This is a genomic window from Vibrio sp. ECSMB14106, from assembly GCF_000972265.1.
In the GTDB taxonomy this organism is placed as follows: Bacteria; Pseudomonadota; Gammaproteobacteria; order Enterobacterales; family Vibrionaceae; genus Vibrio; species Vibrio kanaloae.
In genome coordinates this window covers 22492-46258 of the sequence record NZ_LAUM01000012.1, presented here as the reverse complement: position 1 = coordinate 46258, position 23767 = coordinate 22492, and the positions used below count along the sequence as shown (strand labels likewise).

22 protein-coding genes are annotated in these 23767 nt (G+C 43.6%); 4 read left to right on the top strand and 18 right to left on the bottom strand.

The window, feature by feature from the left end:
* The first annotated feature begins 34 nt into the window (after positions 1-34).
* Positions 35-766, top strand: coding sequence for a two-component system response regulator BtsR (btsR, locus tag WR49_RS10220; RefSeq protein ID WP_017056133.1), 732 nt, complete (start codon positions 35-37; stop codon positions 764-766).
* Between the two features lie 92 nt (positions 767-858).
* Here btsR and ispH read toward each other — a convergent pair whose 3' ends face one another.
* From ispH to murJ, 6 genes are all read right to left on the bottom strand, one after another.
* On the bottom strand, positions 859-1815 hold the full coding sequence (ispH, locus tag WR49_RS10215) for a 4-hydroxy-3-methylbut-2-enyl diphosphate reductase (RefSeq protein WP_029626952.1): 957 nt from the start codon (positions 1813-1815) through the stop codon (positions 859-861).
* Positions 1816-1951: 136 nt separating this feature from the next.
* Positions 1952-2383 carry an FKBP-type peptidyl-prolyl cis-trans isomerase gene (gene fkpB, locus WR49_RS10210; RefSeq protein WP_082082759.1) on the bottom strand — a complete coding sequence of 144 codons (432 nt, stop codon included), beginning with the start codon at positions 2381-2383 and terminating at the stop codon, positions 1952-1954.
* Positions 2384-2568: 185 nt separating this feature from the next.
* Positions 2569-3069: a signal peptidase II gene (gene lspA, locus WR49_RS10205; RefSeq protein ID WP_017056130.1), complete on the bottom strand. Its 501-nt coding sequence runs from the start codon at positions 3067-3069 to the stop codon at positions 2569-2571.
* A gap of 159 nt (positions 3070-3228) precedes the next feature.
* Positions 3229-6105 carry an isoleucine--tRNA ligase gene (ileS, locus tag WR49_RS10200; protein WP_046223915.1) on the bottom strand — a complete coding sequence of 959 codons (2877 nt, stop codon included), beginning with the start codon at positions 6103-6105 and terminating at the stop codon, positions 3229-3231.
* A 63-nt stretch (positions 6106-6168) separates the two neighbouring features.
* Positions 6169-7104: a bifunctional riboflavin kinase/FAD synthetase gene (gene ribF / locus WR49_RS10195; RefSeq protein WP_046223914.1), complete on the bottom strand. Its 936-nt coding sequence runs from the start codon at positions 7102-7104 to the stop codon at positions 6169-6171.
* 70 nt (positions 7105-7174) lie between these two features.
* A complete protein-coding gene (murJ, locus tag WR49_RS10190; protein ID WP_032547897.1) occupies positions 7175-8737 on the bottom strand; it encodes a murein biosynthesis integral membrane protein MurJ in 1563 nt (520 codons plus the stop codon).
* Positions 8738-8990: 253 nt separating this feature from the next.
* Between murJ and rpsT the strand changes: the two genes are divergently transcribed.
* Positions 8991-9251, top strand: a complete 261-nt coding sequence (rpsT, locus tag WR49_RS10185; RefSeq protein WP_017056126.1) for a 30S ribosomal protein S20 — start codon at positions 8991-8993, stop codon at positions 9249-9251.
* Between the two features lie 331 nt (positions 9252-9582).
* On the opposite strand, the gene WR49_RS10180 is transcribed toward rpsT, so the two are convergent.
* Positions 9583-9876 carry an ArsR/SmtB family transcription factor gene (locus tag WR49_RS10180; RefSeq protein ID WP_017056125.1) on the bottom strand — a complete coding sequence of 98 codons (294 nt, stop codon included), beginning with the start codon at positions 9874-9876 and terminating at the stop codon, positions 9583-9585.
* Positions 9877-9976: 100 nt separating this feature from the next.
* Entirely contained in the window at positions 9977-10867 is an 891-nt protein-coding gene (gene nhaR / locus WR49_RS10175; RefSeq protein ID WP_017056124.1) for a transcriptional activator NhaR, read from the bottom strand.
* A 387-nt stretch (positions 10868-11254) separates the two neighbouring features.
* Between nhaR and WR49_RS10170 the strand changes: the two genes are divergently transcribed.
* Complete coding sequence (locus WR49_RS10170) at positions 11255-12400, top strand: Na/Pi symporter (RefSeq protein ID WP_046223913.1); 1146 nt, start codon at positions 11255-11257, stop codon at positions 12398-12400.
* A 212-nt stretch (positions 12401-12612) separates the two neighbouring features.
* Here the strand turns inward: WR49_RS10170 and WR49_RS10165 are convergent, their stop codons facing one another.
* The 5 genes from WR49_RS10165 to rppH are packed head-to-tail and all read right to left on the bottom strand — an operon-like array spanning position 12613 to position 17923.
* The gene (locus WR49_RS10165) at positions 12613-13464 is read right to left on the bottom strand and encodes a thymidylate synthase (RefSeq protein ID WP_017056122.1); all 852 of its coding nucleotides are present in this window, start codon (positions 13462-13464) and stop codon (positions 12613-12615) included.
* 9 nt (positions 13465-13473) lie between these two features.
* Positions 13474-14295, bottom strand: a complete 822-nt coding sequence (lgt, locus tag WR49_RS10160; protein ID WP_046223912.1) for a prolipoprotein diacylglyceryl transferase — start codon at positions 14293-14295, stop codon at positions 13474-13476.
* Between the two features lie 57 nt (positions 14296-14352).
* A complete protein-coding gene (locus WR49_RS10155) occupies positions 14353-15144 on the bottom strand; it encodes a sulfite exporter TauE/SafE family protein (RefSeq protein WP_017056120.1) in 792 nt (263 codons plus the stop codon).
* An 8-nt stretch (positions 15145-15152) separates the two neighbouring features.
* Entirely contained in the window at positions 15153-17402 is a 2250-nt protein-coding gene (gene ptsP / locus WR49_RS10150; RefSeq protein WP_046223911.1) for a phosphoenolpyruvate--protein phosphotransferase, read from the bottom strand.
* A gap of 2 nt (positions 17403-17404) precedes the next feature.
* Positions 17405-17923, bottom strand: coding sequence for an RNA pyrophosphohydrolase (rppH, locus tag WR49_RS10145; protein WP_017056118.1), 519 nt, complete (start codon positions 17921-17923; stop codon positions 17405-17407).
* Positions 17924-18540: 617 nt separating this feature from the next.
* Here rppH and mutH point away from each other — a divergent pair.
* Positions 18541-19206, top strand: a complete 666-nt coding sequence (mutH, locus tag WR49_RS10140; protein WP_046223927.1) for a DNA mismatch repair endonuclease MutH — start codon at positions 18541-18543, stop codon at positions 19204-19206.
* Between the two features lie 44 nt (positions 19207-19250).
* Here the strand turns inward: mutH and WR49_RS10135 are convergent, their stop codons facing one another.
* The 5 genes from WR49_RS10135 to lysS form a co-directional block, all read right to left on the bottom strand.
* A complete protein-coding gene (locus WR49_RS10135; RefSeq protein WP_046223910.1) occupies positions 19251-19562 on the bottom strand; it encodes a DUF6482 family protein in 312 nt (103 codons plus the stop codon).
* A gap of 193 nt (positions 19563-19755) precedes the next feature.
* Positions 19756-20007 (bottom strand): hypothetical protein, encoded by a 252-nt coding sequence (locus WR49_RS10130; RefSeq protein ID WP_046223909.1) that lies wholly within the window; start codon positions 20005-20007, stop codon positions 19756-19758.
* A gap of 109 nt (positions 20008-20116) precedes the next feature.
* On the bottom strand, positions 20117-20239 hold the full coding sequence (locus tag WR49_RS21705) for a hypothetical protein (protein WP_260167372.1): 123 nt from the start codon (positions 20237-20239) through the stop codon (positions 20117-20119).
* Positions 20240-20580: 341 nt separating this feature from the next.
* Positions 20581-21915, bottom strand: a complete 1335-nt coding sequence (gene vpsR / locus WR49_RS10125; RefSeq protein WP_046223908.1) for a cyclic-di-GMP-binding transcriptional regulator VpsR — start codon at positions 21913-21915, stop codon at positions 20581-20583.
* A 272-nt stretch (positions 21916-22187) separates the two neighbouring features.
* Positions 22188-23720 (bottom strand): lysine--tRNA ligase, encoded by a 1533-nt coding sequence (gene lysS, locus WR49_RS10120; protein WP_046223907.1) that lies wholly within the window; start codon positions 23718-23720, stop codon positions 22188-22190.
* Positions 23721-23767: the final 47 nt, after the last annotated feature.

Here is a 23767-nt window from a genome sequence, read left to right as displayed (position 1 = left end):
CAAACAGGGATAGAATCAAGATGAAGATTGTAGGATGTTAAAAGCATTAGTTGTCGATGATGAGCTTTTTGCTCGTGAAGAACTGATTGAACTACTGACTGAAACTGGAGAAGTGGAAGTCATCGGTCAAGCAAGCAACGCGATCGAAGGCCTGAAGCAGATCAACCAGCTCAAGCCTGATGTAGTGTATTTAGATATTCAAATGCCACAAGTTACCGGGATTGAACTGCTGAGCATGCTTGATCCAGACACTATGCCTTACGTAGTATTCGTAACAGCCTATGATCAATATGCTATTCAAGCATTCGAAGATAACGCCTTTGATTACCTACTCAAGCCGGTTGAACCTTGTCGATTAAACAAGAGCGTTTGTCGCCTGAATAAGATCATCAAACAGAACCACAAAGCGCCAGAACAAGACATATCAGTCATCGCCCCCTCTCATTTAGAGCAGATTCCGTGTATTGGCCATAACCGTATAGTGATCATGGCAAGCCAAACGGTCGAGTGCGCCTATTCAGACATCAGTGGGGTACATGTTCGTAGTTCATCGCAAACAGCAACTTCACAATTAACCTTGAAGACCTTAGAAGAAAAGACCGATTTGATCCGCTGTCATCGCCAATATTTGATCAACATAAAATCGATCCAAGAGATCAAGCTATTAGAAAATGGATTAGCCGAGATAGTCACACTGACGGGCTTTGAAGTGCCAGTCAGCCGTCGCTACCTCAAGACGTTAAAAGAGCAACTCGGCCTTCAGTAAACATACTTCAGGTCAAGACATAGCATGATCAAAAAAGCCAACGCATCAACGTTGGCTGTTTACTAGTCGCTAGTGTCACGAATCAATAGAGATTAGTCGACTTGCTTGATCTGCAGCTCTTTTGGCACTTCGAAGAACATGTTCTCTTCACGACCTTGAATCTCTTCAACGTCAGTCGCACCCAACTCACGAATGCGGTCCAAGATTTGGTTTACTAGCTCTTCTGGAGCCGAAGCCCCCGCCGTTACACCAATTTTCTTCTTGCCTTCAACCCATTCTGTTTGAATGTCTTCAGGGCAATCCGTAAGGTAACCGGGTGTGCCTAGTTTCTCAGCCAGCTCTTTCAAACGTGTTGAGTTCGATGAGTTCTTAGAACCAACCACAATCACTACGTCTACATCATTTGCCATATCACGTACTGCGTCTTGACGGTTTTGAGTCGCGTAACAGATGTCGTCTTTACGAGGGCCTTGGATCTGTGGGAACACGCGACGTAGCTCTTCAATTACATCCGCCGTCTCATCAACTGACAAGGTTGTTTGGCTAACGTAATGTAAGTTAGTTGGGTCGTTCACTACTAGGTTTTGTACGTCCTCTGGTCTTTCAACCAAATACATTCCACCGGTTTTGCTAGCGTACTGACCCATAGTCCCTTCCACTTCAGGGTGACCTGCGTGACCAATCAGTACCACTTCCATATGTTTGCGACTCGCACGAGCAACTTCCATATGTACTTTAGTGACCAATGGACACGTCGCATCAAATACGGTGAGATCGCGCTCTTTCGCTTCTTTACGAACAGCTTGAGATACACCGTGAGCAGAAAAGATCACAATGTTATCGTCTGGCACTTCACTCAGCTCTTCGACAAAAATAGCACCACGTTGCTTAAGCCCTTCAACAACAAAGCGGTTATGCACCACTTCATGGCGAACATAGATCGGTGGCTGATACATTTCAAGTGCGCGCTCTACGATGCTGATCGCACGATCAACACCGGCACAGAAGCCACGAGGGTTAGCTAACATTATTTTCATTTCATTGCTCATCATTTACCGCGGTACTAAGGTTGTTTCTCTAGAGTTCGCCGTCAGCGAGGTTCGCATTCTACAGTGAAGCGCCTAGACAGTGAAGCTCTGGGTTACATAACAGCTGTAAGGCGATGCTGCTCCACCGTGAAGATAATTATTCAACCGCTAAGATGTTGACGTCAAACGTAACGTCTTGACCAGCTAACGGGTGATTAAAATCAACCGTTACTGAATCTCCCGCGATATCAGTGATAATCCCTGGGATTTCCATACCGTCAGGACCAGAGAATGCCATGATAGTGCCGACTTCAACATCAGTATCACCAGCAAATTTTGTTTTATCCATATGGTGGATATGGTCTGGGTTCGGCATACCAAACGCATCTTGTGCTTTCAGTTCGATAGACTTTTCAGTTCCAGCTTCAAGTCCAAGTAAGCACGCTTCAAAGTTCTCACTTAGGCTACCATCACCCATGACAAACTTTGCTGGTTTACCCATGTTTTCCGTACTATCGGCAACTGAACCATCCTTCATTTTAATCGTAAAATGTAGGGATACTGCTGAATCGTTTTTAATTGCTGCCACGTTACTTTCCTTAGACTTCTTTATTATTTGGAGGACGCATGGTGCTTTGCTTCCTTGTTGACTGAAGCATAAAAAAAAGCGCCACCGGAATCAACCGACAGCGCTTAGGGCTATTCTATTCTGTGAGTCATAGACTGACTTTAGGACAATCTATTTCAAGGCTCTTTTACCTAAGGCTCATTCGCCTATTTGCTCTCATCTTTCTTGCGGAAGCCATCGAGGATGATCATCGCTGCACCGATACAGATTCCCATATCCGCTAAGTTGAAGGCAGGCCAATGGTAAGTGCCCCAGTAAAAGTCTAAGTAATCGACAACAAAGCCGTGTACTACTCGGTCAAATACGTTACCAACTGCACCACCAATGATGATGGCGTAAGCAATGTTGTTCCACTTTTCTGTCGCTGGTAGTTTGCTCATCCAGTACGTCAGCATGCCTGTTACTGCAAATGCGATACCAGTAAATAACCAACGTTGCCAACCACTTTGGTCGCTCAAGAAGCTAAATGCTGCACCGTAGTTATGAACATACAAAAAGTTAAAGAACGGCAGCACCTCAATACGATTTGCCCAGCCATAACCCATGTTGTCCATGACGAAAAGTTTGATGCCGATATCTGCAGCGAAAACCAGCAGAGCCAACCATAACCAACGCACACCAGATTGTTTTAACGAAACTTCACTCATTTCTATTCCTAGTATTTACTAAACCAGCACCCATTTCGTCACCCCGTTTAAAGGTAACAAGCACTCGACTTGGTTAAACACATTTCCTATAACTAAAAATAACCCCAGTTGATACTGGGGCTATGATTTTTACAAAAAGTTCAGTCTTTCTCTGAGCTGTTATGCGAACTTACGCACTTCGCCTTCACCGTCAATGTTCGACACACAACGACCACAAACTTTCTCGTGACCTTCGATAGTGCCTACATCTGGAGTGTGGTGCCAACAACGGTCACACTTCTCAGCTTCAGTCGCCGCTACTTCAACGAATAGACCTTCAACGTCTGTCGCTTGAGCTGCATCAGACTTCTCGCTCAGTGGCTTAACAACAGCTGCAGAAGTGATAAGTACGAAACGTAGCTCATCTTCTAGCTTGTTGATCTTAGCCGCGAGTGCGTCGTCAGCGTATAGAGTAACTTCAGCTTGCAGTGCGCCACCGATCGTTTTCTCTTTACGAGCATCTTCAAGTAGCTTGTTCACTGCACCACGAACAGACTGGATTTCAGTCCAGAATTCGTTGCTTAGCTCTTCGCCTTCAGCAAGACCAAATAGACCTTCGAACCACTCGCCTGTGAATACGAACTTGTCACGTTTTTCACCTGTTGGAAGAGAAGCAGGCATTTCGTTCCAGATTTCATCTGCAGTGAACGACATGATAGGTGCCATCCAACGAACTAGAGCTTCTACGATGTAGTAAAGCGCCGTTTGGCAGCTACGTTGAGCATGGCTGCCCTGCTTCGCTGTGTACTGACGATCTTTAATTACATCTAGGTAGAAAGAACCCATTTCGATAGAACAGAACTGCATTAAACGTTGAGTCACACCATGAGTGTTGTACTCGCCGTATGCTTTAACAATCTCTTCTTGTGCAGCTTGAGCACGGCCAACAGCCCAGCGATCAAGTGCAACCATCTCTTCAGCAGGTACTAGGTCCGTTTCAGGGTTGAAACCGTTCAAGTTCGCTAAGAAGAAACGAGCCGTGTTACGAATACGACGGTAAGCATCAGCTGAACGCTTCAGGATTTCATCAGAAACCGCCACTTCACCGGTATAGTCTGTGGAAGCAACCCATAGACGCAGGATATCAGCACCTAGCTTGTTGGTTACATCTTTAGGAGCAACAACGTTGCCGATAGATTTAGACATCTTACGGCCTTTACCATCAACCACGAAACCGTGCGTTAGCACTTGCTTGTATGGTGCTTCGTCTTTCATCGCGATAGATGAAATCAAAGAAGACTGGAACCAGCCACGGTGTTGGTCAGAACCTTCAAGGTAAAGATCGGCACTGTGCGTTCTTTCTTCATTCGGGAAGTTGTACTCTTCACGAGAGTCAACCACAGAGAAGTGCGTCACACCTGAGTCGAACCATACGTCTAGCGTATCCATTACTTTTTCGTACTTATCAGCGTCTTCTGCACCCATAAGTTCAGCAGCGTCTACATCCCACCAAGCTTGAATGCCTTTCTCTTCAACGAGCTTCGCGACTTTTTCAATCAGCGCAGGGCTTTCTGGGTGAAGTTCCGCTGTTTCTTTATGAACGAACAGAGCAATTGGCACACCCCAAGTACGTTGACGAGAGATACACCACTCAGGGCGACCTTCAACCATGCCTTCGATACGGCTTTGACCCCATTCAGGCAACCACTCAACACTCTTGATTGACTCTAGTGCTTTAGCACGTAGGCCAGCTTGATCCATAGAGATGAACCATTGTGGTGTTGCACGGAAGATGATTGGAGTTTTGTGTCTCCAACAGTGTGGGTAGCTGTGCTCGTAAGCGTGGTGATGCAGAAGTGCACCTTTCTCTTTTAGAACGTCTAAAACAGAGTCGTTCGCTTTGAATACGTGCTGACCAGCGAATAGCTCAGTATCTGGCAGGTAAACGCCGTTTGAACCGACTGGGTTAGCGATTTCTAGGTCGTATTTCTTACCAACCACGAAATCCTCTTGACCGTGACCAGGCGCAGTGTGAACCACACCAGTACCTGAATCCGTTGTCACGTGGTCGCCAAGAACAGCAGGAACCGTAAAGTCATAGAACGGGTGGTTGAACAGAGAAAGCTCAAGATCAGCGCCAGTCGCAAAACCAAGGTTATGGAAGTGCTCGATACCAGCACGATCCATTACGTCTTTTGCTAGTTCAGAAGCAACAACGATACGTTGAGCTGGCTGTTCACCATTCGCTTCAACTTGGATAAGCACGTATTCAAGATCATCACGTAGACATACTGCGCGGTTAGCCGGCAGAGTCCATGGTGTTGTTGTCCAGATAACGATAGAAATTTCGCCTTGACCCGCATGACCTTCCGCTAGAGTAAATTTCTCTAAAAGCGCCGCTTCGTCAGCTGCTGTAAATTTCACATCGATAGATGGAGAAACTTTATCTTTGTATTCAACTTCAGCTTCAGCCAGAGCAGAACCACAGTCAGTACACCAGTGAACAGGTTTGAAACCTTTAAGAAGGTGACCTTTGTCTGCGATTTTTCCTAGAGAACGAATGATGTTCGCTTCTGTGCCGAAATCCATAGTGCGGTAAGGTTTGTCCCACTCGCCCATGATACCAAGACGTTTGAAGCTCTCTTTCTGACCTTCAACTTGGCCCGCAGCGTACTTACGACACTCTTCGCGGAATTCAGCAGCCGAAATCTTCTGACCAGGCTTACCTTTCTTCTTCTCAACCATTAGCTCGATTGGAAGACCGTGACAGTCCCAACCTGGGATGTACGGTGCATCAAAACCAGAAAGGGTCTTAGATTTAATAATAATGTCTTTAAGAATCTTATTCAGCGCGTGACCAATGTGAATGTCGCCGTTCGCGTATGGAGGGCCATCATGCAATACGAAAGATTTTTTACCTTTCTTTGCCTTACGGATTTCGCCGTAAAGATCTTCTTTATACCAACGCTTAAGCATTTCTGGCTCACGATTTGCCAGATTGCCACGCATTGGGAACCCTGTTTCTGGTAAGTTCAGGGTAGTTTTATAATCACTCATCGATTCTTAATTCCGTTATATTGGGCGAAGTTAGACATTATGTTAACCGGTGGAATCATCCGATTAATTCTTTAGCTGAAGCAGCCACACCCTTGCGGCTTCAGCATCCAATTCTATTTGATTCTTTAATGCGTCGAACGATTCAAATTTTATCTCGTCGCGCAGTTTGTGTAAAAGTCGTACTTCTAACTGTTTACCATATAAATTGGCTTTAAAGTCAAAAAAGTGCACTTCTAATTGCTGCCTTACGCCATTAACCGTTGGTCGTTGTCCAATGTTAGCCACGCCACCGACAGGAACACCGTCGATATCCAAAGCTTCAACAACATACACTCCTGAAACAGGAGAAACGCAACGCTTTAATGGAATGTTAGCGGTAGGGAAACCTATGGTTCTCCCTAATTTTCGACCATGAGAAACACGACCACTAATACTGTAATCACGCCCTAACATGGTTGCACTTGCAGCCAAGTCATCAGCCGCTAATGTATTTCGTATCTCGGTGCTGCTTACTCGTAATTGGTTTAAGCAATAGCTCTGTGTGCTTACCACCTCAAAACCATATTTTTCGCCAGCTTCTTTAAGCATAGCGAAATTACCCGTACGGCCTTTGCCAAAACAAAAATCGTCACCAACCACCAAAAACTTAACACCAAGCTTATCAACCAGAAGATCTTTAATGAATGCTCCCGCAGATAAACTTGCAAAATACTGGTTAAAATTAACACACAGTAAACGACTGATATCTAGCTTACTCAGTTGCACGTATTTATCTCGCAAGCGAGTTAAACGTGCTGGCGCTCTATCTCGGGCAAACAGCTCCATAGGCTGTGGTTCAAACGTCATGACAACAGAAGGGAGCCCTAATACTGCCGCTTGTTTAGAAACCTGACTTAGAACCTCTTGATGTCCTAAATGAACACCATCGAAGTTACCTATGGTTAATACACAGCCACGATGCTGCGCTTTTATATTGTGTATACCTCGGATCAGTTCCATTATGATCAACTAAAACCTGCTATTTGCATCATTTATTGTGTGAAACCGACGGATTATATACTAATCAGTATTAATCTGTCGCTGCTTTTAAATGTTTTACTCGGACACCTAAAATCAATACAGAAACAATATAAACAAAGCCACCAAGTCCAATCAAGCCTGTTAATGCCATCGCTCTCTGACTGAATCCCCATTCAAGCCACTTTTGCATACTATCCAGCTGCCACAAAATAGCCGCTACCATCACCACACCAGAGATAATCAATTTGGCACTGAACAATAAGGTTGTCTTCGTTAATTGATATACACCCGCAAGATGTAATCCACGATATAACAAGGCCATATTCACAAAAGCAGATAAGGCTGTCGCAATCGCTAAACCAACATAACCATAAAAATAAGCAAAGATCGCGTTAAACACCATGTTGGTCACCATAGCGATAATGCCGTACTTAACCGGCGTTTTGGTATCTTGGCGAGAGTAATAGCCAGGGGCTAACACTTTAATCAACATGAAGTTAAGCAAACCTGACGCGTAAGCGACCAATGACATCGACGCCTGCTGCACATCGTGTGGAGAAAACTCACCACGCATGAAGAGCACCATCAGCATAGGTTTAGCCAAAACAATCAGGCCTAACATCGCCGGAATGCCGAGAAGCAAAACCATGCGTACGCCCCAGTCCATCGTATGTGCGAATCCTTCACCTTGAGCGTCTACATGTTTACGGGATAAAGCGGGCAGAATCACAGTCGCAATCGCGATACCGAATAAACCTAGTGGAAATTCAAGTAGTCGGTCTGAGTAGTACAACCAACTGATAGAGCCCGTCGCAAGGAAACTTGCAATGAAGGTATCAAACAGTAAGTTAATTTGGCTAACAGACACGCCAAACAACGCAGGGATCATTAATGTTCGGATCTTAACCACTCCCGGATCTCTCCATCCCCATTTAGGCTTAACTAACACACCCGCTTTGATTAAGAATGGCATTTGGAAAAGGAACTGAACGAGACCTCCAAGAAACACACCAATTGCCAAGCCAATTTCAGGTTGCTCTAGGTTAGGGGAAATAAACCATGCAGCACCAATGATCATTACGTTCAAGAACACAGGCGTAAAAGAAGAGACAGCAAACTTACCTAAGGTATTGAGGATCGCACCAGACAAAGCCACAAAGGTGATAAACCATAAATAAGGAAAGGTAATTTTTAGTATAAAGCTCGCCAACTCAAATTTTGGTGCCGCAGGGCCGTCGTTAAGCCAGTCGATAAACCAACCTGCGCCAAACATCGCGGTGATCACTCCAGACCCCAAAACCCCGGCAATCGTTACGATCGAGACTAATACTCCGAGCGTACCCGAAACTTTAGCGATTAAATCTCGAGTTTTATCTTTATCACCAGCAGCGTGATATTCCGTTAATACAGGAACAAACGCTTGAGAAAATGCACCTTCTGCAAAAAGTCGACGTAAGAAATTAGGAATTTTATTAGCGAAGAAAAATACATCGGCACTTGCTCCTGCCCCCATCAAATTTGCTACTACTACATCACGTACTAGCCCCAACACACGGGAAACAAAAGTCATTGCACTGACAATCAGGCCTGACTTTAATAGTCGTTTACTCACAGAAACCTCTGACACTAGTTGATTACTTTTAAGCGGGGGGATAAATACTATCCAGTCCTAAGAAGCATAATTATTAGCATTGGTATAAAAATGCTGTTAGAATCCCCGCCATCTTAACCGCGATGACCTTTCTATACCAAAGTTTGTTTGGCTACGACTGGTTTTTGCACAAATCATTTGACAATTAAGCGCTAATGAGGGATAGTCCTCGCCCTTAAATTGTCACCGAACTAAGTTTTTGGGAGTTAGACCCTTGGCAAACAGTAAATCTGCTAAGAAGCGCGCTATCCAAGCTGAGAAACGTCGCCAGCACAATGCTAGCCGTCGTTCTATGATGCGCACTTACATGAAAAAGACTATCGCAGCTATCACAGCTGGTGATAAAGAAGCTGCAACTGCTGCTCTTGTAGAAGTTACACCACTTCTTGACCGTATGGCGACTAAAGGCCTTATTCATAAGAATAAAGCTGCACGTCATAAGTCTCGTTTCGCGGCTGCAATCAAAGCTCTTTAATAGAAATTTGATTACAACGCAAAACGAAAAAAACCGGCCTAGGCCGGTTTTTTTATATCTAAATTTTGAGTAACGCTTTGATTTAGTTTCTTGCTGAACGTTATTTTTTTTATTGACAGCTATGGGCTTATTGAAAAATAGTTTGTTTACTAAAAATTATTTCGTTTCCCGATAGACAAATAAGCAAATAGATAAACGGCTAACAGATCAATAAAAGAGAGTGGATTTATAAAAGATCACAGATAGGCATAAACGTTCGACGTGAAATACTGACACTTCCTTGTGTCGACCTTATTCCTGATAAGAAATCACCTTCCTCACCAACAATAAGCTACTTGCAATATAGGCCATGCAGTAGGTTAATCATTGCTTTAATTTCTTCACTGCTCAATGTGTAATACACGGTTTGAGCTTCTTTGCGAGTTTCGACTAAACCATCTCTTCTCAACCAAGCAAGATGTTGAGATAAAGCCGATTGGCTCAGTTCCAACTTACCACACAACTCTCCAACCGACAGCTCAGTACCATGCAATAGGCACAAGATCTGTAAACGACGTTCGTTGGCCATGGCTTTGAGTAGAATCACAGCTTTTGCTGAGTTCTTCTCCATCTCTTTTAAGTTCATAGTTTGGCTCCCTACCACCTCTACGCCAACTACGGGCTATCAGTATTTCCGGTACATTGAGTGATCATAATAATCGATATCAATTCATTAACAAACTACCTCACTCGAACAATTTGCTAAAATCTGCGTCACATACGTTTTTTACTGCTGGATGTTGGATCATCCTCTCAGCGAATATGACATAGTACTCCTCTTTTAACTCTTCAATGTCACCCAGCAACTGCAGCGATGTGTCTTGCTCAACCTCAGACATATAGAGTGTGGGAGCTAAGAAAATAGCATCATGGTGATAACGAGCAAAAGCTTTCATCAATGCTGCATCATCAAACTCCCCCAAGATGTCAGGTTTAAGTCCTTGCCTATCGAACCATTGCAGCACTTTACGACCCATTGAGGTACGGCTACCTGGGATCAACAATTTTCTTTGCTCTAATACAGCGGGGAAACTTACCTCTTTAACATTACCTGAACAGAAAAAACTCAGACTGCTTTCGCCCAACTTCTTGCTGAACAAGCCAGGGCTTTGGCTAGAGTCAACCGGACAATCAGACAAGATCATATCCAGCTTATGCTGAGAGAGCTGTTCAAGCAGCATTTCGTGGGTAGATTCAAAGCAACGTAAGTGAATACTGTTGTCTGACGGAATTGTCGACATCAATATCTTGCTGACTAATCTTTTAGATAGCGCATCCGCGACACCTACATCAAACAAAATATTTGAGTGCTGGCTGTAATTCACAATATCGAGCATTTCATAACTCAGACCAAACATACGATCGGCATATTTAAAGACCAGTTGACCAAGCTCAGTAGGCTCAACGCTGCGCCCATTACGCTTAGTCAGCTTGCCATCCATACGTTCTTCTAACGCTTTAATTTGACCAGTTACTGTTTGTGGCGTTAAAAATAGAGCTTCCGCCGCTTTAGTAACAGAGCCTTGCTTGCAGACCATCCAGAAATAGTAGACATGGTTATAGTTGAGGTGCGACATAAATGTGCCGTAATAGAGAGTAGATACCTTGTTATATCAAATATCCCCTCCCCACTCAATAAACTCGGAAAAACCTAAAGAAACACCAGTAAATATTTGTTTTTCCGAAGAATAAGATTGAACAATGTAATATGAAAATGATTATTTTCCATTTTCCTTACCAATCAAAAGCCATATCCCCCATCATCACAAACTCAAAAACAAACTAATAAACAAAGACTTAAATAAGCGTTTTTTATAGGAAAAATATTTAAATAGTAAATTGACGCAAAAAAGCCTCACCGAAATCAAAATGTAATATTACTGACATATTTAATCTCTAACATCTCGCTCAGATTAAACAAACAGACCACACTCAGACTTAAACGGTCCAATGGAGAAAACATTATGAACCAAGCTACTACTGCAGCAGCGCCTATTTCGAGTACCACTCGTTGGCTACGCTGGGCTAACTTGGCATTCATGCTTTACCTACTATTACTTTCAGTTTCAATGGTTGGTACAGGCTTCAAATGGGCAACAGGCGAGCAAGCAAAGGTTCTTTTTGAATTTGCTTCACACCCAGTTGGAGGCTTAATGATTGGTTTAGTGGCAACAGCACTTATTCAGTCATCAAGTACCGTTACTTCAATTATTGTTGGCCTTGTAGCAGGTGGTTTGCCTGTTGAGCTAGCCATCCCGATGATCATGGGTGCAAACATTGGTACTACGGTAACCAATACGCTAGTGAGCCTTGGTCATGTTCGTTGTAAAGATGAGTTCAAAAGAGCATTCGCAAGCGCGACCATTCACGACTTCTTTAACCTATTAGCCGTTGCTATCTTCCTACCACTAGAGATGGCATTTGGTATTCTAGAGAAAATTTCTCACTGGTTAGTATCTCCAATGCTAGCAACAGGTGATATGAGCATGAAGGGTCTTAACTTCATCAAGCCAATCACTAAACCTGTAGTAAGCGCGATTAAAGAGCCACTATCAACATTTGGCGACACCGTTGGCGGCATCATGCTTATCGTTCTTGGTATCGCGACTATCTTCGTAGCGATCACAGTAATGGGTAAGCTAATGAAGAGCCTAATGGTTGGCCGAGCTCGTGAGATTCTAAAGAACGCAATCGGTCGTGGTCCACTTCACGGTATCGCTTCTGGCTCTATCGTTACTATCCTTGTTCAGTCTTCTTCAACGACGACAAGCTTGATGGTTCCGCTCGTAGGCTCAGGTGTTCTTAAAGTGCGTGACGTTTACCCATTCACTCTGGGCGCAAATATCGGTACCTGTATTACCGCTCTACTTGCAGCAACAGCAGTATCTGGTGAGTTCGCTGTATTTGCACTACAGATTGCTCTAGTACACTTGGTATTCAACATCATGGCAACGGTATTCATCTTCGGCATTCCGTTCCTACGTGAAATACCCGTTAAAGCAGCAGACATAATTTCAGACATGGCTGTGAAGAACAAAGCTGTAGTCGCGGGTTACCTTGTTGCAGTATTTCTTGTACTGCCTGGTACCGTGTTAGCTCTTACTGCTTAAACACCATTCCATCGCTTACAGTAAACCCCGCCACCTACTAGGTTGCGGGTTTTTTCTTTTTAGAAGCCGGAGTAACGAAAGACATCTCTTTAGATAGGAAAAGCACCACACCTACATGAATAAACTATCCGTATATCGTATATCGTTACCGAACCATAGATACAAAAAAGGCTGCACAGAGACAGCCTTTCAATCAAACAAAGCGGATGATATTAAACCGAGAATGGGTACTTAATCGCTTCGTGGCATTCGTAACCTTCAACCCAGAAGTCATCCATCGTTACCCACGTTTCCAAATCTTCTAAAGACTTAATCTCAGGGTTGATATGGAATGTTGGGCCAGCTAACGGCTCACGCTTTAACTGGATATCACGCATTGGTGCGAGTTGATCTTCGTAAATATGAGCATTCACAAGCTTATGGTAAGCCACGCCAGCTTTCTTACCCGTGATTTGCGCCATGATAGCTAGGAAGACATACACTTGAACCATGTTGAAGTTCAGGCCTAGCGGTACATCACAAGAGCGCTGAGTGCTGTTTAGGTACAGAGTATCACCAAGTAGAGAGAAGTGATGGCTGTACATACACGGACGCAAACAACCCATGTGGAACTCACCTGGGTTATAGAAGTTTAAGATCTCGCCACGGTCATCAATACCGTTTGTTAGATCATCAACAATCTTCTTCAGTTGGTCGATATGACCGCCGTCAGGTTTTGCCCATGCACGTCCTTGAACGCCATAAACACGGCCCATGTCATCTTCCCCCTTGCGGTAAGGGTTATTCAGCCATGCTTCGTTCAGGTTCGAGTTTGCATCCCAGGTTTTAGTCCCTAGCTTGCGGAAGTCTTCAGCATTATCGTAACCACGTATATAGCCAAGCAGTTCAGCAACTGCCGCTTTCCAGAAACTTTTACGCGTTGTTACCAGTGGGAATTGGTTATTACCAACATCATATTCAAGGTCAGCATTGATCACAGTTAGGCAGCGCTTGCCCGTGCGTTCATTTTCAATCCAAGTACCGTCATCAACGATACGCTGACAGAGATCTAAATACTGTTTCACACCAATTCCTTACTTCGTTTGTTGTGGTAATTCATCTTTGTAGTAACCACGCTTGTATGCCCACACCATCATCAGCACACCGATGACAACCATTGGCAGTGACAAAATTTGTCCCATAGAGATAAATCCACCGAACAAACCTAGGTGAGCATCAGGTTCACGTACGTATTCTACTAAGAAGCGGAATGTACCATATCCAGCTAGGAATAACCCTGATACCGACCCAAGAGGGCGCGGTTTTTTGATAAACCAGTTCAAGATGAAGAACAGCAAAATACCTTCAAGCGCCATCTCGTAAAGTTGAGATGGGTGACGAGGAAGTGGACCACCGTTAGGGAACACAATCGCCCATGGCACATCAGTCACACGGCCCCAAAGCTCGCTGTTCATGAAGTTGCCTAAACGACCCATACCTAAACCAAACGGAACCAATGGTGCAATCATGTCAGCTACACCAAAGAAGGTTCGACCGTTCTTTTTGGCATACCAAAACATCGCAGTAATAACACCAAGCAAGCCACCGTGGAAAGACATACCACCGGTCCATACTTTAAAGAGGTAAAGAGGGTCTGCAAGGAAAAGGTCAAAGTTATAGAAAAGTACGTAGCCAATACGACCACCAAGCACAACACCTAGAAAGCCAGCAAACAGCAAATCTGATACTTGCTCTCGAGTCCACCCACTATTAGGTTGATCAGCTCGGCGATTTGCTAGCCAAAGAGCAAACATAAAACCGACCAGGTACATTAAGCCATACCAGCGAACAGAAATTGGTCCTAGTTCAATAAGAACAGGATCGATATTTGGGAATTCGATAAAACCCTGAGACATATTTGGCTCTCTATCTAAATTGAATAACGGTCAGCTCAGCAGCTAACAGAAAAGACACTACAGCAGCATTGTGGCTGCTATAAACATTAAAAATACCGCAAAGAATTTCTTTAGCACAGGGGTTGGCAATTGAGTGGCCAGTTTCGCACCAACTCGCGTAGTTAGCACTGAAGTACAAGATATTGCGACCAAAGCAGGCAGGTAAACATAGCCCAGACTAAACGCTGGAAGATCATCTACAGACGATCCATGCCAAATAAACCCGAGCATTCCTGAAATAGCGATAACAAAGCCGCACACCGAAGATGACCCCACCGCCTTGCGCATTTCTACACCGTGATGGTTAAGAAAAGGCACTGATAAAGATCCACCACCAATACCAGCCAAGCTTGAGACTAAACCAATACCACCACCGCATAATATAGTTTTTGCAGAGCCTGGCATCGCTTTCTGACTCGTAGAACGAATCGATAACAGCATTTGTAATGCTAATACCAATACAATCACACCAAAGACTTTCGGTAGGTATTGAGCTGGAATTACGTCGGCTACAAAAGAACCTAGAAAACCACCCACTACCACACCTGGCATCAACCATTTAACGACAAACATCTCTACATTACCCAATTTTAAGTGGTTAATCGCAGACGATCCTGACGTAACAATAATGGTCGATAATGAGGTCGCCAATGCCATTTGCATTGCAAACTCTTGAGGGATACCCGCTTTAGGAAGCAAAAACAGTAAGGCAGGAACCACCAGCAAGCCACCGCCAATGCCTAGCAACCCCGCTAAAACACCAACAACAGCCCCAAGGCCTGCTAACAAGCCTATTAGTTCATATGACACGTTAAATCCTATTTTTTACCTGCTCGAATGAAGCCTGTAAATTCACGCTCTTCGAAATAGTTGAGCATCATACTATAGATGTCACAACCATACGGTTTTGAAAGTGCCTTATTTGCCAGATCTTGCAGTTCACTAAGCTTAGATTGACGAATCAAATATTTAGTCCTTGCGACATTTGAGGTATTCATACTTAACGTCTCATATCCTAATCCAATCAAGAGCAAAGCGCCCATTGGATCACCCGCCAACTCTCCACATATACACACAGGCAATTGATATTGCTTACAAGTATCATGAATGTGTTTCAATGCCATGATCACTGCAGGGTGCATGGATTCATAGACATCAGAGACGCGGGAATTGTTCCGATCAACCGCCAATAAATATTGGGTTAAGTCATTGGTGCCCACCGAAACGAAATCAACTTTATCCGCAATAAGCGGAAGAAGGTAAAGCATTGATGGCACTTCAATCATGATACCGATACGTGGCATCCGAACTCGACTGTCGAGCTCATGTACTTCATCGTAGGCTTGCTCGATGAGTTGAACAGTATCATCCAGTTCTTGAGTGCTAGAGATCATTGGCAACAAGATACTCAAATTCTGGCTATCACAACTCGCACGTAACATCGCACGCAACTGGATAATAAATATATCGGGGTGATCGAGCGTAAAGCGAATACCACGCCAGCCAAGAAATGGGTTATCTTCTTCTATTGGGAAGTAAGGTAATGCCTTATCGCCACCAATATCCAAAGTTCGCATCACAACTTGCTTTTCAGGGTAACTCGCGAGTACAGAGCGATACTGCTTGAACTGTTCGTCTTCTGACGGGAACCTTTGCTGAAGCAAGAAAGAGATTTCGGTTCGATACAGACCAACCCCATCAACACCTTGGTTGATAGCTATGTTGGTATCAGCACTTAATCCCGCATTAAGTAGGATTTCAATTTGCTTGTTATCTTGTGTCTTCGCAGGTAAATAGAGCTCTCGGCTAACCATAGAAGAGAGCTCACTCTCCTCTAAAATAAACCCTTGGTATTCAATCAGTAGACTCTGAGTCGGCTCAATAAATATCTCACCGCTGTACCCATCAACAATGGCTTGTTTGCCATTCACTTGAGCTAGGTTGAGATTAATGCCCATTACCGAAGGAATGCCAAGCGCACGAGATAAAATCGCCGCATGCGAGTTTGCCGCCCCTTCTAAAGAAATAACAGCCAACAGCTTCTCTTTCGGTATTGAAGCTAATACTGATGCCGTCAACTCACGCACAACCAAAATAATCGGCTTATCGAACGTACGTAACTCTTGTTCTGAATTATGGAGAAAATAGAGTAACCTTTGACCAAGCTCACGAATATCTTGTGCCCTTTCTCGAAGGTAAACATCAGACATACGAGCAAAACGGTTAGAGTAACTCTCAACAACTTGTCTTAATGCCCAATCGGCCTTATCGCCTTTCTGAATTTGGTTTTTCAGATCCTTACGTAACATAGGATCATTCAGTAAGTGCGTAAACAGGTCAAAGATCGCCAGCGCATCTTTATTAATATCACTATCCAAGCGCTTGCGCATACGCTTAAAATCATTGAGGGCATTTTCAACCGCAACCGCCAACAACTCATGCTCCCTTTCGACATTAAGCGTCGACGCAGGGTAAACATCGGTTAATTCAGGCTGCGTGTTATCCCACCACAAATCACCAATCGCCACACCCGATGACGCAGCGACACCTTTAGTCGCAGGCAGCTTTTGCTGCTCTAATAACCAATGACCTTGGGTTTGAGCATGCGCAACAATAACTGCAAGTTGTGCTGAGAGCGTGACAAGAAAAGACTCTTCCATTTCACTGAATAAACGGGGGGACTTCTGTTGAATAACCAAAACGCCAAGCACTTGCTTGCGATAGATGATGGGAGTGCCAAGAAAAGAGTGATAAACCTTCTCTCCCAGCTCTGGAAAAAACTTATAATCGGGGTGAGCAGAGGCTTGTGCGAGGTTGATTGGCTCTGCACTTCTTTTGACAAGGCCAACCAGGCCTTCGTCAAAACCAATGTGAATACTATTGCCTTTGAAGATCAGGCCTTGAGTTGCCATCAACTCAAGGCGCTGCATATCATTGTTTGCTAAATAAACGGTGCAGCATTCAGTCTGCATCGCACTGCATGTCTCTTTAACTAAAATATCCAGAGCCGTCGACACATCTTCAACTCTTGATACGTGTTCAACTATTTCCCTTAGTTGACTGAGCATGCTTAACCTCTACGCAATTTGCGTTTTCCTTTTGTTTTTCGCTCTTTAAACGGCATTGCCAAAGATGCGAATTCTTTCATCGCTCGACGATAAACATCTCGCTTAAAAGAAACAACTTGTCGAACTGGGTACCAGTAACTCACCCAACGCCAACCATCAAACTCAGGTGTACTTCCACGCTGCATATTGATACACGATTCATCGCAATCTAAGCGTAAAAGGAACCACTTCTGTTTTTGTCCAATACAGACAGGTTTCGAATCCCACCGAACCAGTCGTTTGGGTAGCTTATAGCGTAACCAATGACGACTTGTCGCGACGATTTTTACATCCTTTTTTGTAAGGCCAACCTCTTCATACAACTCGCGGTACATTGCCTGTTCCGGAGTTTCACCTTCATCTATTCCCCCTTGAGGAAATTGCCATGAATGTTGTCCATATCGTTTAGCCCAGAAGACCTGACCATGGTTGTTACAGATTACAATACCAACATTTAATCGGTAACCATCGCCATCTATCACTGGCCAACCTCTATCTAAATTTTTAATTACACTGATTTTTCCACATATCCCCAATTGGAGCAAACTTAGTGACGTGACAAGCGCTATATTTATGAATATTAACTAAGAATATGGATAAGTTTTGCTCAAATCTTAGTTACCCACACAAGAGTGAGACATAGACCACATTTATTCACCTTTTCTGTGAATAACTATGTGAAGAATTACCAGAAATCGTTTTTTTTAATCCATAAACTCATCAGAACCATAAATAACAAAATCCAAAATTAAAAATAAAAACATTAAATATCAGTAATATAAAACGTAATACTGTGTATTTTAGAATTAAAAAACAGCAGAAGATCTTTCAAAAATTCAATATGGTTAAAGATCAATCACCCAGCAGTTTATCCACACTAGTAAGTGAAAGATTCATTTTAAACATCATTTAGCAAGCATTTTATCCCCCACTAAACCCTGTTTATTTATCCACTAAATTAATATTTCAATTAATTACGTTTATGTCCTGTGGATAACCATGAGTTTGATCTCTTTTATAACAAGGAGATCATTTATTAACCACTCGGCATTTGGTGATAACTTCTGATAAAATCGTTTTTTTGATCATACCTTTTATTATGAAACCAGAACCACAAACACAACAAGAGTTATTAGACAGAGCGTATGCGATTGCCGGAATGACTTTTAAAGAGCTCGCGGATGAAGCCGAGATGGTGATGCCAAACGACCTTAAGCGTGATAAAGGCTGGGTTGGACAATTACTGGAATGGCACTTAGGCGCCCCAGCAGGCAGTAAGCCAGAACAAGATTTTGCTAAACTAGGTATCGAGCTTAAAAGCATTCCAATTGGCTATTCTGGAAAGCCACTCGAAACTACCTTTGTTTGTGTCGCCCCACTGATGGGGGTGCAGGGATTAACATGGGAAACCAGCCACGTCCGAAACAAACTATCTAAAGTATTGTGGATCCCTGTAGAAGGTGAAAGGGAAATTCCATTGGCAGAAAGGCATGTTGGCTCTCCCTTACTCTGGACACCAAACGAAGCTGAAGATGAGCTTCTAAAAAGGGACTGGGAAGAACTGATGGAATTGATCGTGTTAGGTAATGTTGGACAGATAACAGCAAGGCACGGTGAAGCATTGCATCTTCGACCAAAAGCCGCTAACAGCCGAGTGTTAACTGAAGCTTACGGTGCAAGTGGCAAACCCATCAAGACCAAACCACGTGGTTTCTACCTACGAACTCAATTCACCCATAAATTACTGACAACACACTACGCATAGATCGTAATAACAAGCTCTGTTTATAAATACGTTATATACGCTTTCTAATGAGGTTTGAGGGCCAATTCAATATCACAGTAGCTATGACTTGGTTCATTGCCAAACTCTTCATACGCGTTGTGTAAGCGAAGATAGGCCTTTTCAAAGCCGAGCCGGAGTAACTCCTCTTTCACTTGATCTAAAGATCCAAAATGAAGTGGCACGCCGTCTTGTTTTACCGGTTCCAACTTATGTTTGTACTCCACCGCTAATAGATATTCTGAGATATCAGAACAGCCAATAACGTACACTTTGGGTGTTTGATAAGAGTCTTTGTGCTCTCCATGTAACCACATGTCTAATTGATGCTTTTGCATAAACGTTCTCCCCCTGCTCTATAAAGCGTAGTAGAACTCTTTTCCTTTACTAGATAACGGCTTAAAAAAGCAAAAAAGAGAAGCAAGTGCTTCTCTTTTTTGTCCAGTTCTAGTTCAAAAGTTTGCACTTTCGACGCCATAACTATCACTGTAAGTTATCTTAGGGGTTGAACGGTGCTATCAACCCCTAAGATTACGTCGGTATTCGCGCACTTAGGACACGACGAAGGTGACGTACTCGACGTTCAATAGTGACAACTTCTGGTTCAGAAAAACCAATCGGTCGACCATCGGCTTCAAGACCAATATCTTTTAATAAATGAGTATTGTTCCAAGGTAGCTCATATGAACTACGGCGAACTTTTCGTTGCCATTCGCGTTCTTCACGACGAAGATCGGCACGGATAAGGATTGTTGCTAATTTTAAATATACTGAGTGACGCATAATAACTCTCCAGTTGTTGGATCAACTGAGGAAAAATAGCGTGTTAGATCGTATGAGGGCTTCTCACTTAGCTGCTATTTTTCCGCAGCCAAATAAGGGTACGGATCTATTAGTTAGGTTTATCTTGGGTGTTTCGATCGGCCATGGCTGATGTTTGTGACATATCAGTCACCATGTCAGTACACGGATCAAACGACGCGCAAATATGCTGTATAAAATCGAAATGTTTCATTTGCGCCTCCAAGTTAACTAAAAAATCCAAAAAGAAATGGGGAAGTTAAAGCAGACAAGTCTTTGTTAAACCGCTGCTTTCACGGTTAAAGTCTAACCAACTGAGTATGTTATTCAACCGATAATTTATTAACATTTTAAAAACAATGCATTCGCCTGAAATAACAGTTGCATATTGGTTTATATATAAGATATTTACTATGATTATATAAAATCACAGAACATCTCTCTTAGAGACCGAAAGTTAATCACTCAATATACGCAGCGATTAACAACAAAGAGCCACGCATGACGCGTGGCTCTCAAATTTTACTAACTGATTTAATCACTTAGCAGAGAGTTCTACACTACACCCTCAGAAATAAGGCAGTGTTTGTTCAGCAAGCGGTACATCGTTGCTCGTGATACCCCAAGCTCCTTAGCTGCCAACGAAACTTGTCCACCGTAGGACTCCAATACAATCAGCAATGCATCACGCTCTGAACGCTCACGAATGCTTTTCAAGCTGCGGCGTTCATCATTTTGTTTAGGTAAATCCAGATGGTGCTCTTCAATGATCACCGCATCTGACATCAGAACAACACGCTTTATCTGATTCATCAGTTCGCGAACATTACCAGGCCAGTGGTAGCGACTCATGGAGCGCACCGCATCCTCAGAAAAGCTCTTCGCCTGAGCATTAAATTCTTTCGAGTACTCACGTAAGAAATGATTCGCCAGTACAGCAATATCACTCATACGCTCTTTCAGGCTCGGAACATGGATCCGCAGAACATTAATGTAATGATAGAGTTCTTCATTAAAGTCCCCTTCAATTAACGCTTTTTCGATATCAGAAGAGTTCGCAGCAAGAATGCGTACATCGACAGATTTTGGTCCGTTCGCGGTTTCTATCTTACCTTCTTGTAGAAAGCGCAGCAGGTTCAATTGTTGATTGCGTGGCATCGCTATAACATCATTAAGTAAGATGGTTCCGCCATCGGCTTCTTCTAGCATGCATGGCGTTGTCGCTGGCTGTGTTGAAATACCAAACACCTCGGCTTCTATTCTCATTTCAGACAAGGCACGACAGTTAACCGCTAAAAATGGTTTATGCGCGCGCGACGAGTTTTGGTGAATAGAACGCGCAATCGTCTCTTTACCAGCTCCACTCTCGCCATAAATTAAGATACTGACGTCAGTCGGCCCAATGCGCTTTACTTGGTCTCTCAATCGCTTCACCGCCACAGAGTCGCCTAGCAAGCCCATATTGTTGTTAATACCGTAGTTTGGCCATACTTTCTGCTCAAGTTTGAGCATTCCTAATTGGTGGCCAATGGTACTCAATAGCTGAGCATCAGGGATTGGCGCCGTGAAAAAGTCGATACAGAAGTTAACGATAAATTGGCAGATCGTATCAGAGCTTAATTGTGATTCACGAATAAAAGCGAGCCACCTCACCTGTTTGTTATTACTCACAAGGTTAGCAATACCGTTAAGACTGAACTCATCGTGGCTAAGATCAACAATACCAATGCATGGGCCAATGTCAGCAATCAAGGCATCGGCTTTTCGTAAATCCGCACACTGAGTGCATTGCCAACCCACTTGTTCTAATACAGATAACCAAGGTTCGTATGCACCACCAACAACGATAAGAGAACCTGGTAAGGAATCCATCTTAAATTGAGTTCCCATCCTTCTTCCTTATTCTATTTTATTTAAGTCTGGCTAATACGAGTTCCATGATTCTTAATTCTACGAAGTGCCACGAGATCATATTCAGCGCCGATATGTATAGTAGTGAGAACTATCTTAGATTTTCCGTCTCAATAGTAAGACTACGCCAGAAATAATGATTATTCGAATCAAGAGTGCGGTACAGGCTAGGTTTTGAAGCCTAAAAACAGAAAAAGCCATCCGAAGATGGCTTTTTCATTGAATGGGCTGCGACGGCCTGTAAGCAAAAATTACGCTTGTGGACGCATTGCTGGGAACAAGATCACGTCACGGATTGTGTGCGTATTTGTAAATAGCATAGCTAGACGGTCGATACCGATACCTTGACCCGCTGTTGGCGGTAGGCCGTGCTCTAGTGCAGTAATGTAGTCTGCATCGTAGTACATAGCTTCATCATCACCCGCGTCTTTCGCGTTAACTTGCGCTTTGAAACGTTCGTCTTGATCTTGTGCATCGTTAAGTTCAGAGAAACCGTTCGCGACTTCACGGCCACCGATGAAGAACTCAAAGCGGTCTGTAAAGAATGGGTTGTCATCGCTACGACGTGCTAGAGGAGAGATGTCCGCTGGGTAGCCAGTGATGAACGTTGGTTGAATGAGCTGAGGCTCAGCCGTTTCACCAAAGATTTCTTCAAGAAGCTGACCACATGTCCAGAACGTTTCTACGTCTACGTGTACAGATTTAGCGATAGCGACCATCTTCTCACGGTCTTGTAGATCTGCTTCTGTTAGCGCTTGAATCTCAGCGTGCTCAGGGTTGTAGTGTTTGATTGCATCGAACATGCTCATGCGAGCGTAAGTACCACCGAACTCAACCGTTTCGTCACCGTAAGGCATAGAAGTAGAACCAAGAACATCCATTGCTGCCGTGCTTAACATCTCTTCAGTTAGATCCATTAGATCTTTGTAGTCAGAGTAAGCTTGGTAGAATTCCATCATTGTGAATTCTGGGTTGTGACGTGGAGACAGACCTTCGTTACGGAAGTTACGGTTGATTTCGAATACACGATCAAAACCACCAACCACTAGACGCTTAAGGTAAAGCTCTGGTGCAACACGCAGGTACATGTCGATATCTAGTGCATTGTGGTGAGTGATGAATGGACGTGCAGTTGCGCCACCTGGGATCACGTGCATCATTGGCGTTTCAACTTCTAGGTAGCCTTTAGCACTCATGAAGTTACGGATTGAAGATACAAGCTTAGAACGCACGATGAATGCATTGCGAGAATCTTCGTTCACGATTAGGTCAACGTAACGCTGACGGTAACGCATCTCTTGGTCAGTTAGACCGTGGAACTTCTCAGGTAGAGGACGAAGTGCTTTAGTCAGCAGCTCAAACTCTTCCATGTTCACGTAAAGGTCGCCTTTACCCGATTTGTGAAGCGCCCCTTTAACACCGATGATGTCACCGATATCTAGACCTTGGTACTTCTCTTTCAGTACTTTTTGTACGTCTTTCGCTGCGTATGCTTGGATACGACCAGAAGTTTCTTGAATCGCAAGGAATGGACCACGCTTCGCCATAACACGACCAGCGATCGCAACGATGTGGTTAAGCTCTTCTAGCTCTTCCTTAGTCTTCTCACCGAATTCCGCTTGAAGATCGCCAGCTAGGTGCTCACGACGGAAATCATTTGGGTGACCATTTGCTTTGCAGTTTTGGCGGATATGATCCAGCTTGCTACGGCGCTCAGCAATGAGTTTATTTTCTTCAGGTGAAGAAGCTTCTTGTACGTTTTCGTTTTGAACAGCATCAGTCATTAGAGATGTACCTTGCTTTTATAATTTGGACCGCTATATCTTTGCAA

Bases quoted from the DNA above. Each gene is read 5' to 3' on its own strand.
- WR49_RS21705 (WP_260167372.1), bottom strand. From the start codon at position 20,239: ATGAAACATTTCGATTTTATACAGCATATTTGCGCGTCGTTTGATCCG.
- nhaR (WP_017056124.1), bottom strand. From the start codon at position 10,867: ATGTCGCACCTCAACTATAACCATGTCTACTATTTCTGGATGGTCTGC.
- ileS (WP_046223915.1), bottom strand. From the start codon at position 6,105: ATGAGTGATTATAAAACTACCCTGAACTTACCAGAAACAGGGTTCCCA.
- WR49_RS10170 (WP_046223913.1), top strand. From the start codon at position 11,255: ATGAACCAAGCTACTACTGCAGCAGCGCCTATTTCGAGTACCACTCGT.
- mutH (WP_046223927.1), top strand. From the start codon at position 18,541: ATGAAACCAGAACCACAAACACAACAAGAGTTATTAGACAGAGCGTAT.
- btsR (WP_017056133.1), top strand. From the start codon at position 35: ATGTTAAAAGCATTAGTTGTCGATGATGAGCTTTTTGCTCGTGAAGAA.
- ribF (WP_046223914.1), bottom strand. From the start codon at position 7,104: ATGGAACTGATCCGAGGTATACACAATATAAAAGCGCAGCATCGTGGC.
- WR49_RS10180 (WP_017056125.1), bottom strand. From the start codon at position 9,876: ATGAACTTAAAAGAGATGGAGAAGAACTCAGCAAAAGCTGTGATTCTA.
- lspA (WP_017056130.1), bottom strand. From the start codon at position 3,069: ATGAGTGAAGTTTCGTTAAAACAATCTGGTGTGCGTTGGTTATGGTTG.
- WR49_RS10130 (WP_046223909.1), bottom strand. From the start codon at position 20,007: ATGCGTCACTCAGTATATTTAAAATTAGCAACAATCCTTATCCGTGCC.
- lgt (WP_046223912.1), bottom strand. From the start codon at position 14,295: ATGTCTCAGGGTTTTATCGAATTCCCAAATATCGATCCTGTTCTTATT.
- ispH (WP_029626952.1), bottom strand. From the start codon at position 1,815: ATGAGCAATGAAATGAAAATAATGTTAGCTAACCCTCGTGGCTTCTGT.
- WR49_RS10135 (WP_046223910.1), bottom strand. From the start codon at position 19,562: ATGCAAAAGCATCAATTAGACATGTGGTTACATGGAGAGCACAAAGAC.
- ptsP (WP_046223911.1), bottom strand. From the start codon at position 17,402: ATGCTCAGTCAACTAAGGGAAATAGTTGAACACGTATCAAGAGTTGAA.
- vpsR (WP_046223908.1), bottom strand. From the start codon at position 21,915: ATGGGAACTCAATTTAAGATGGATTCCTTACCAGGTTCTCTTATCGTT.
- lysS (WP_046223907.1), bottom strand. From the start codon at position 23,720: ATGACTGATGCTGTTCAAAACGAAAACGTACAAGAAGCTTCTTCACCT.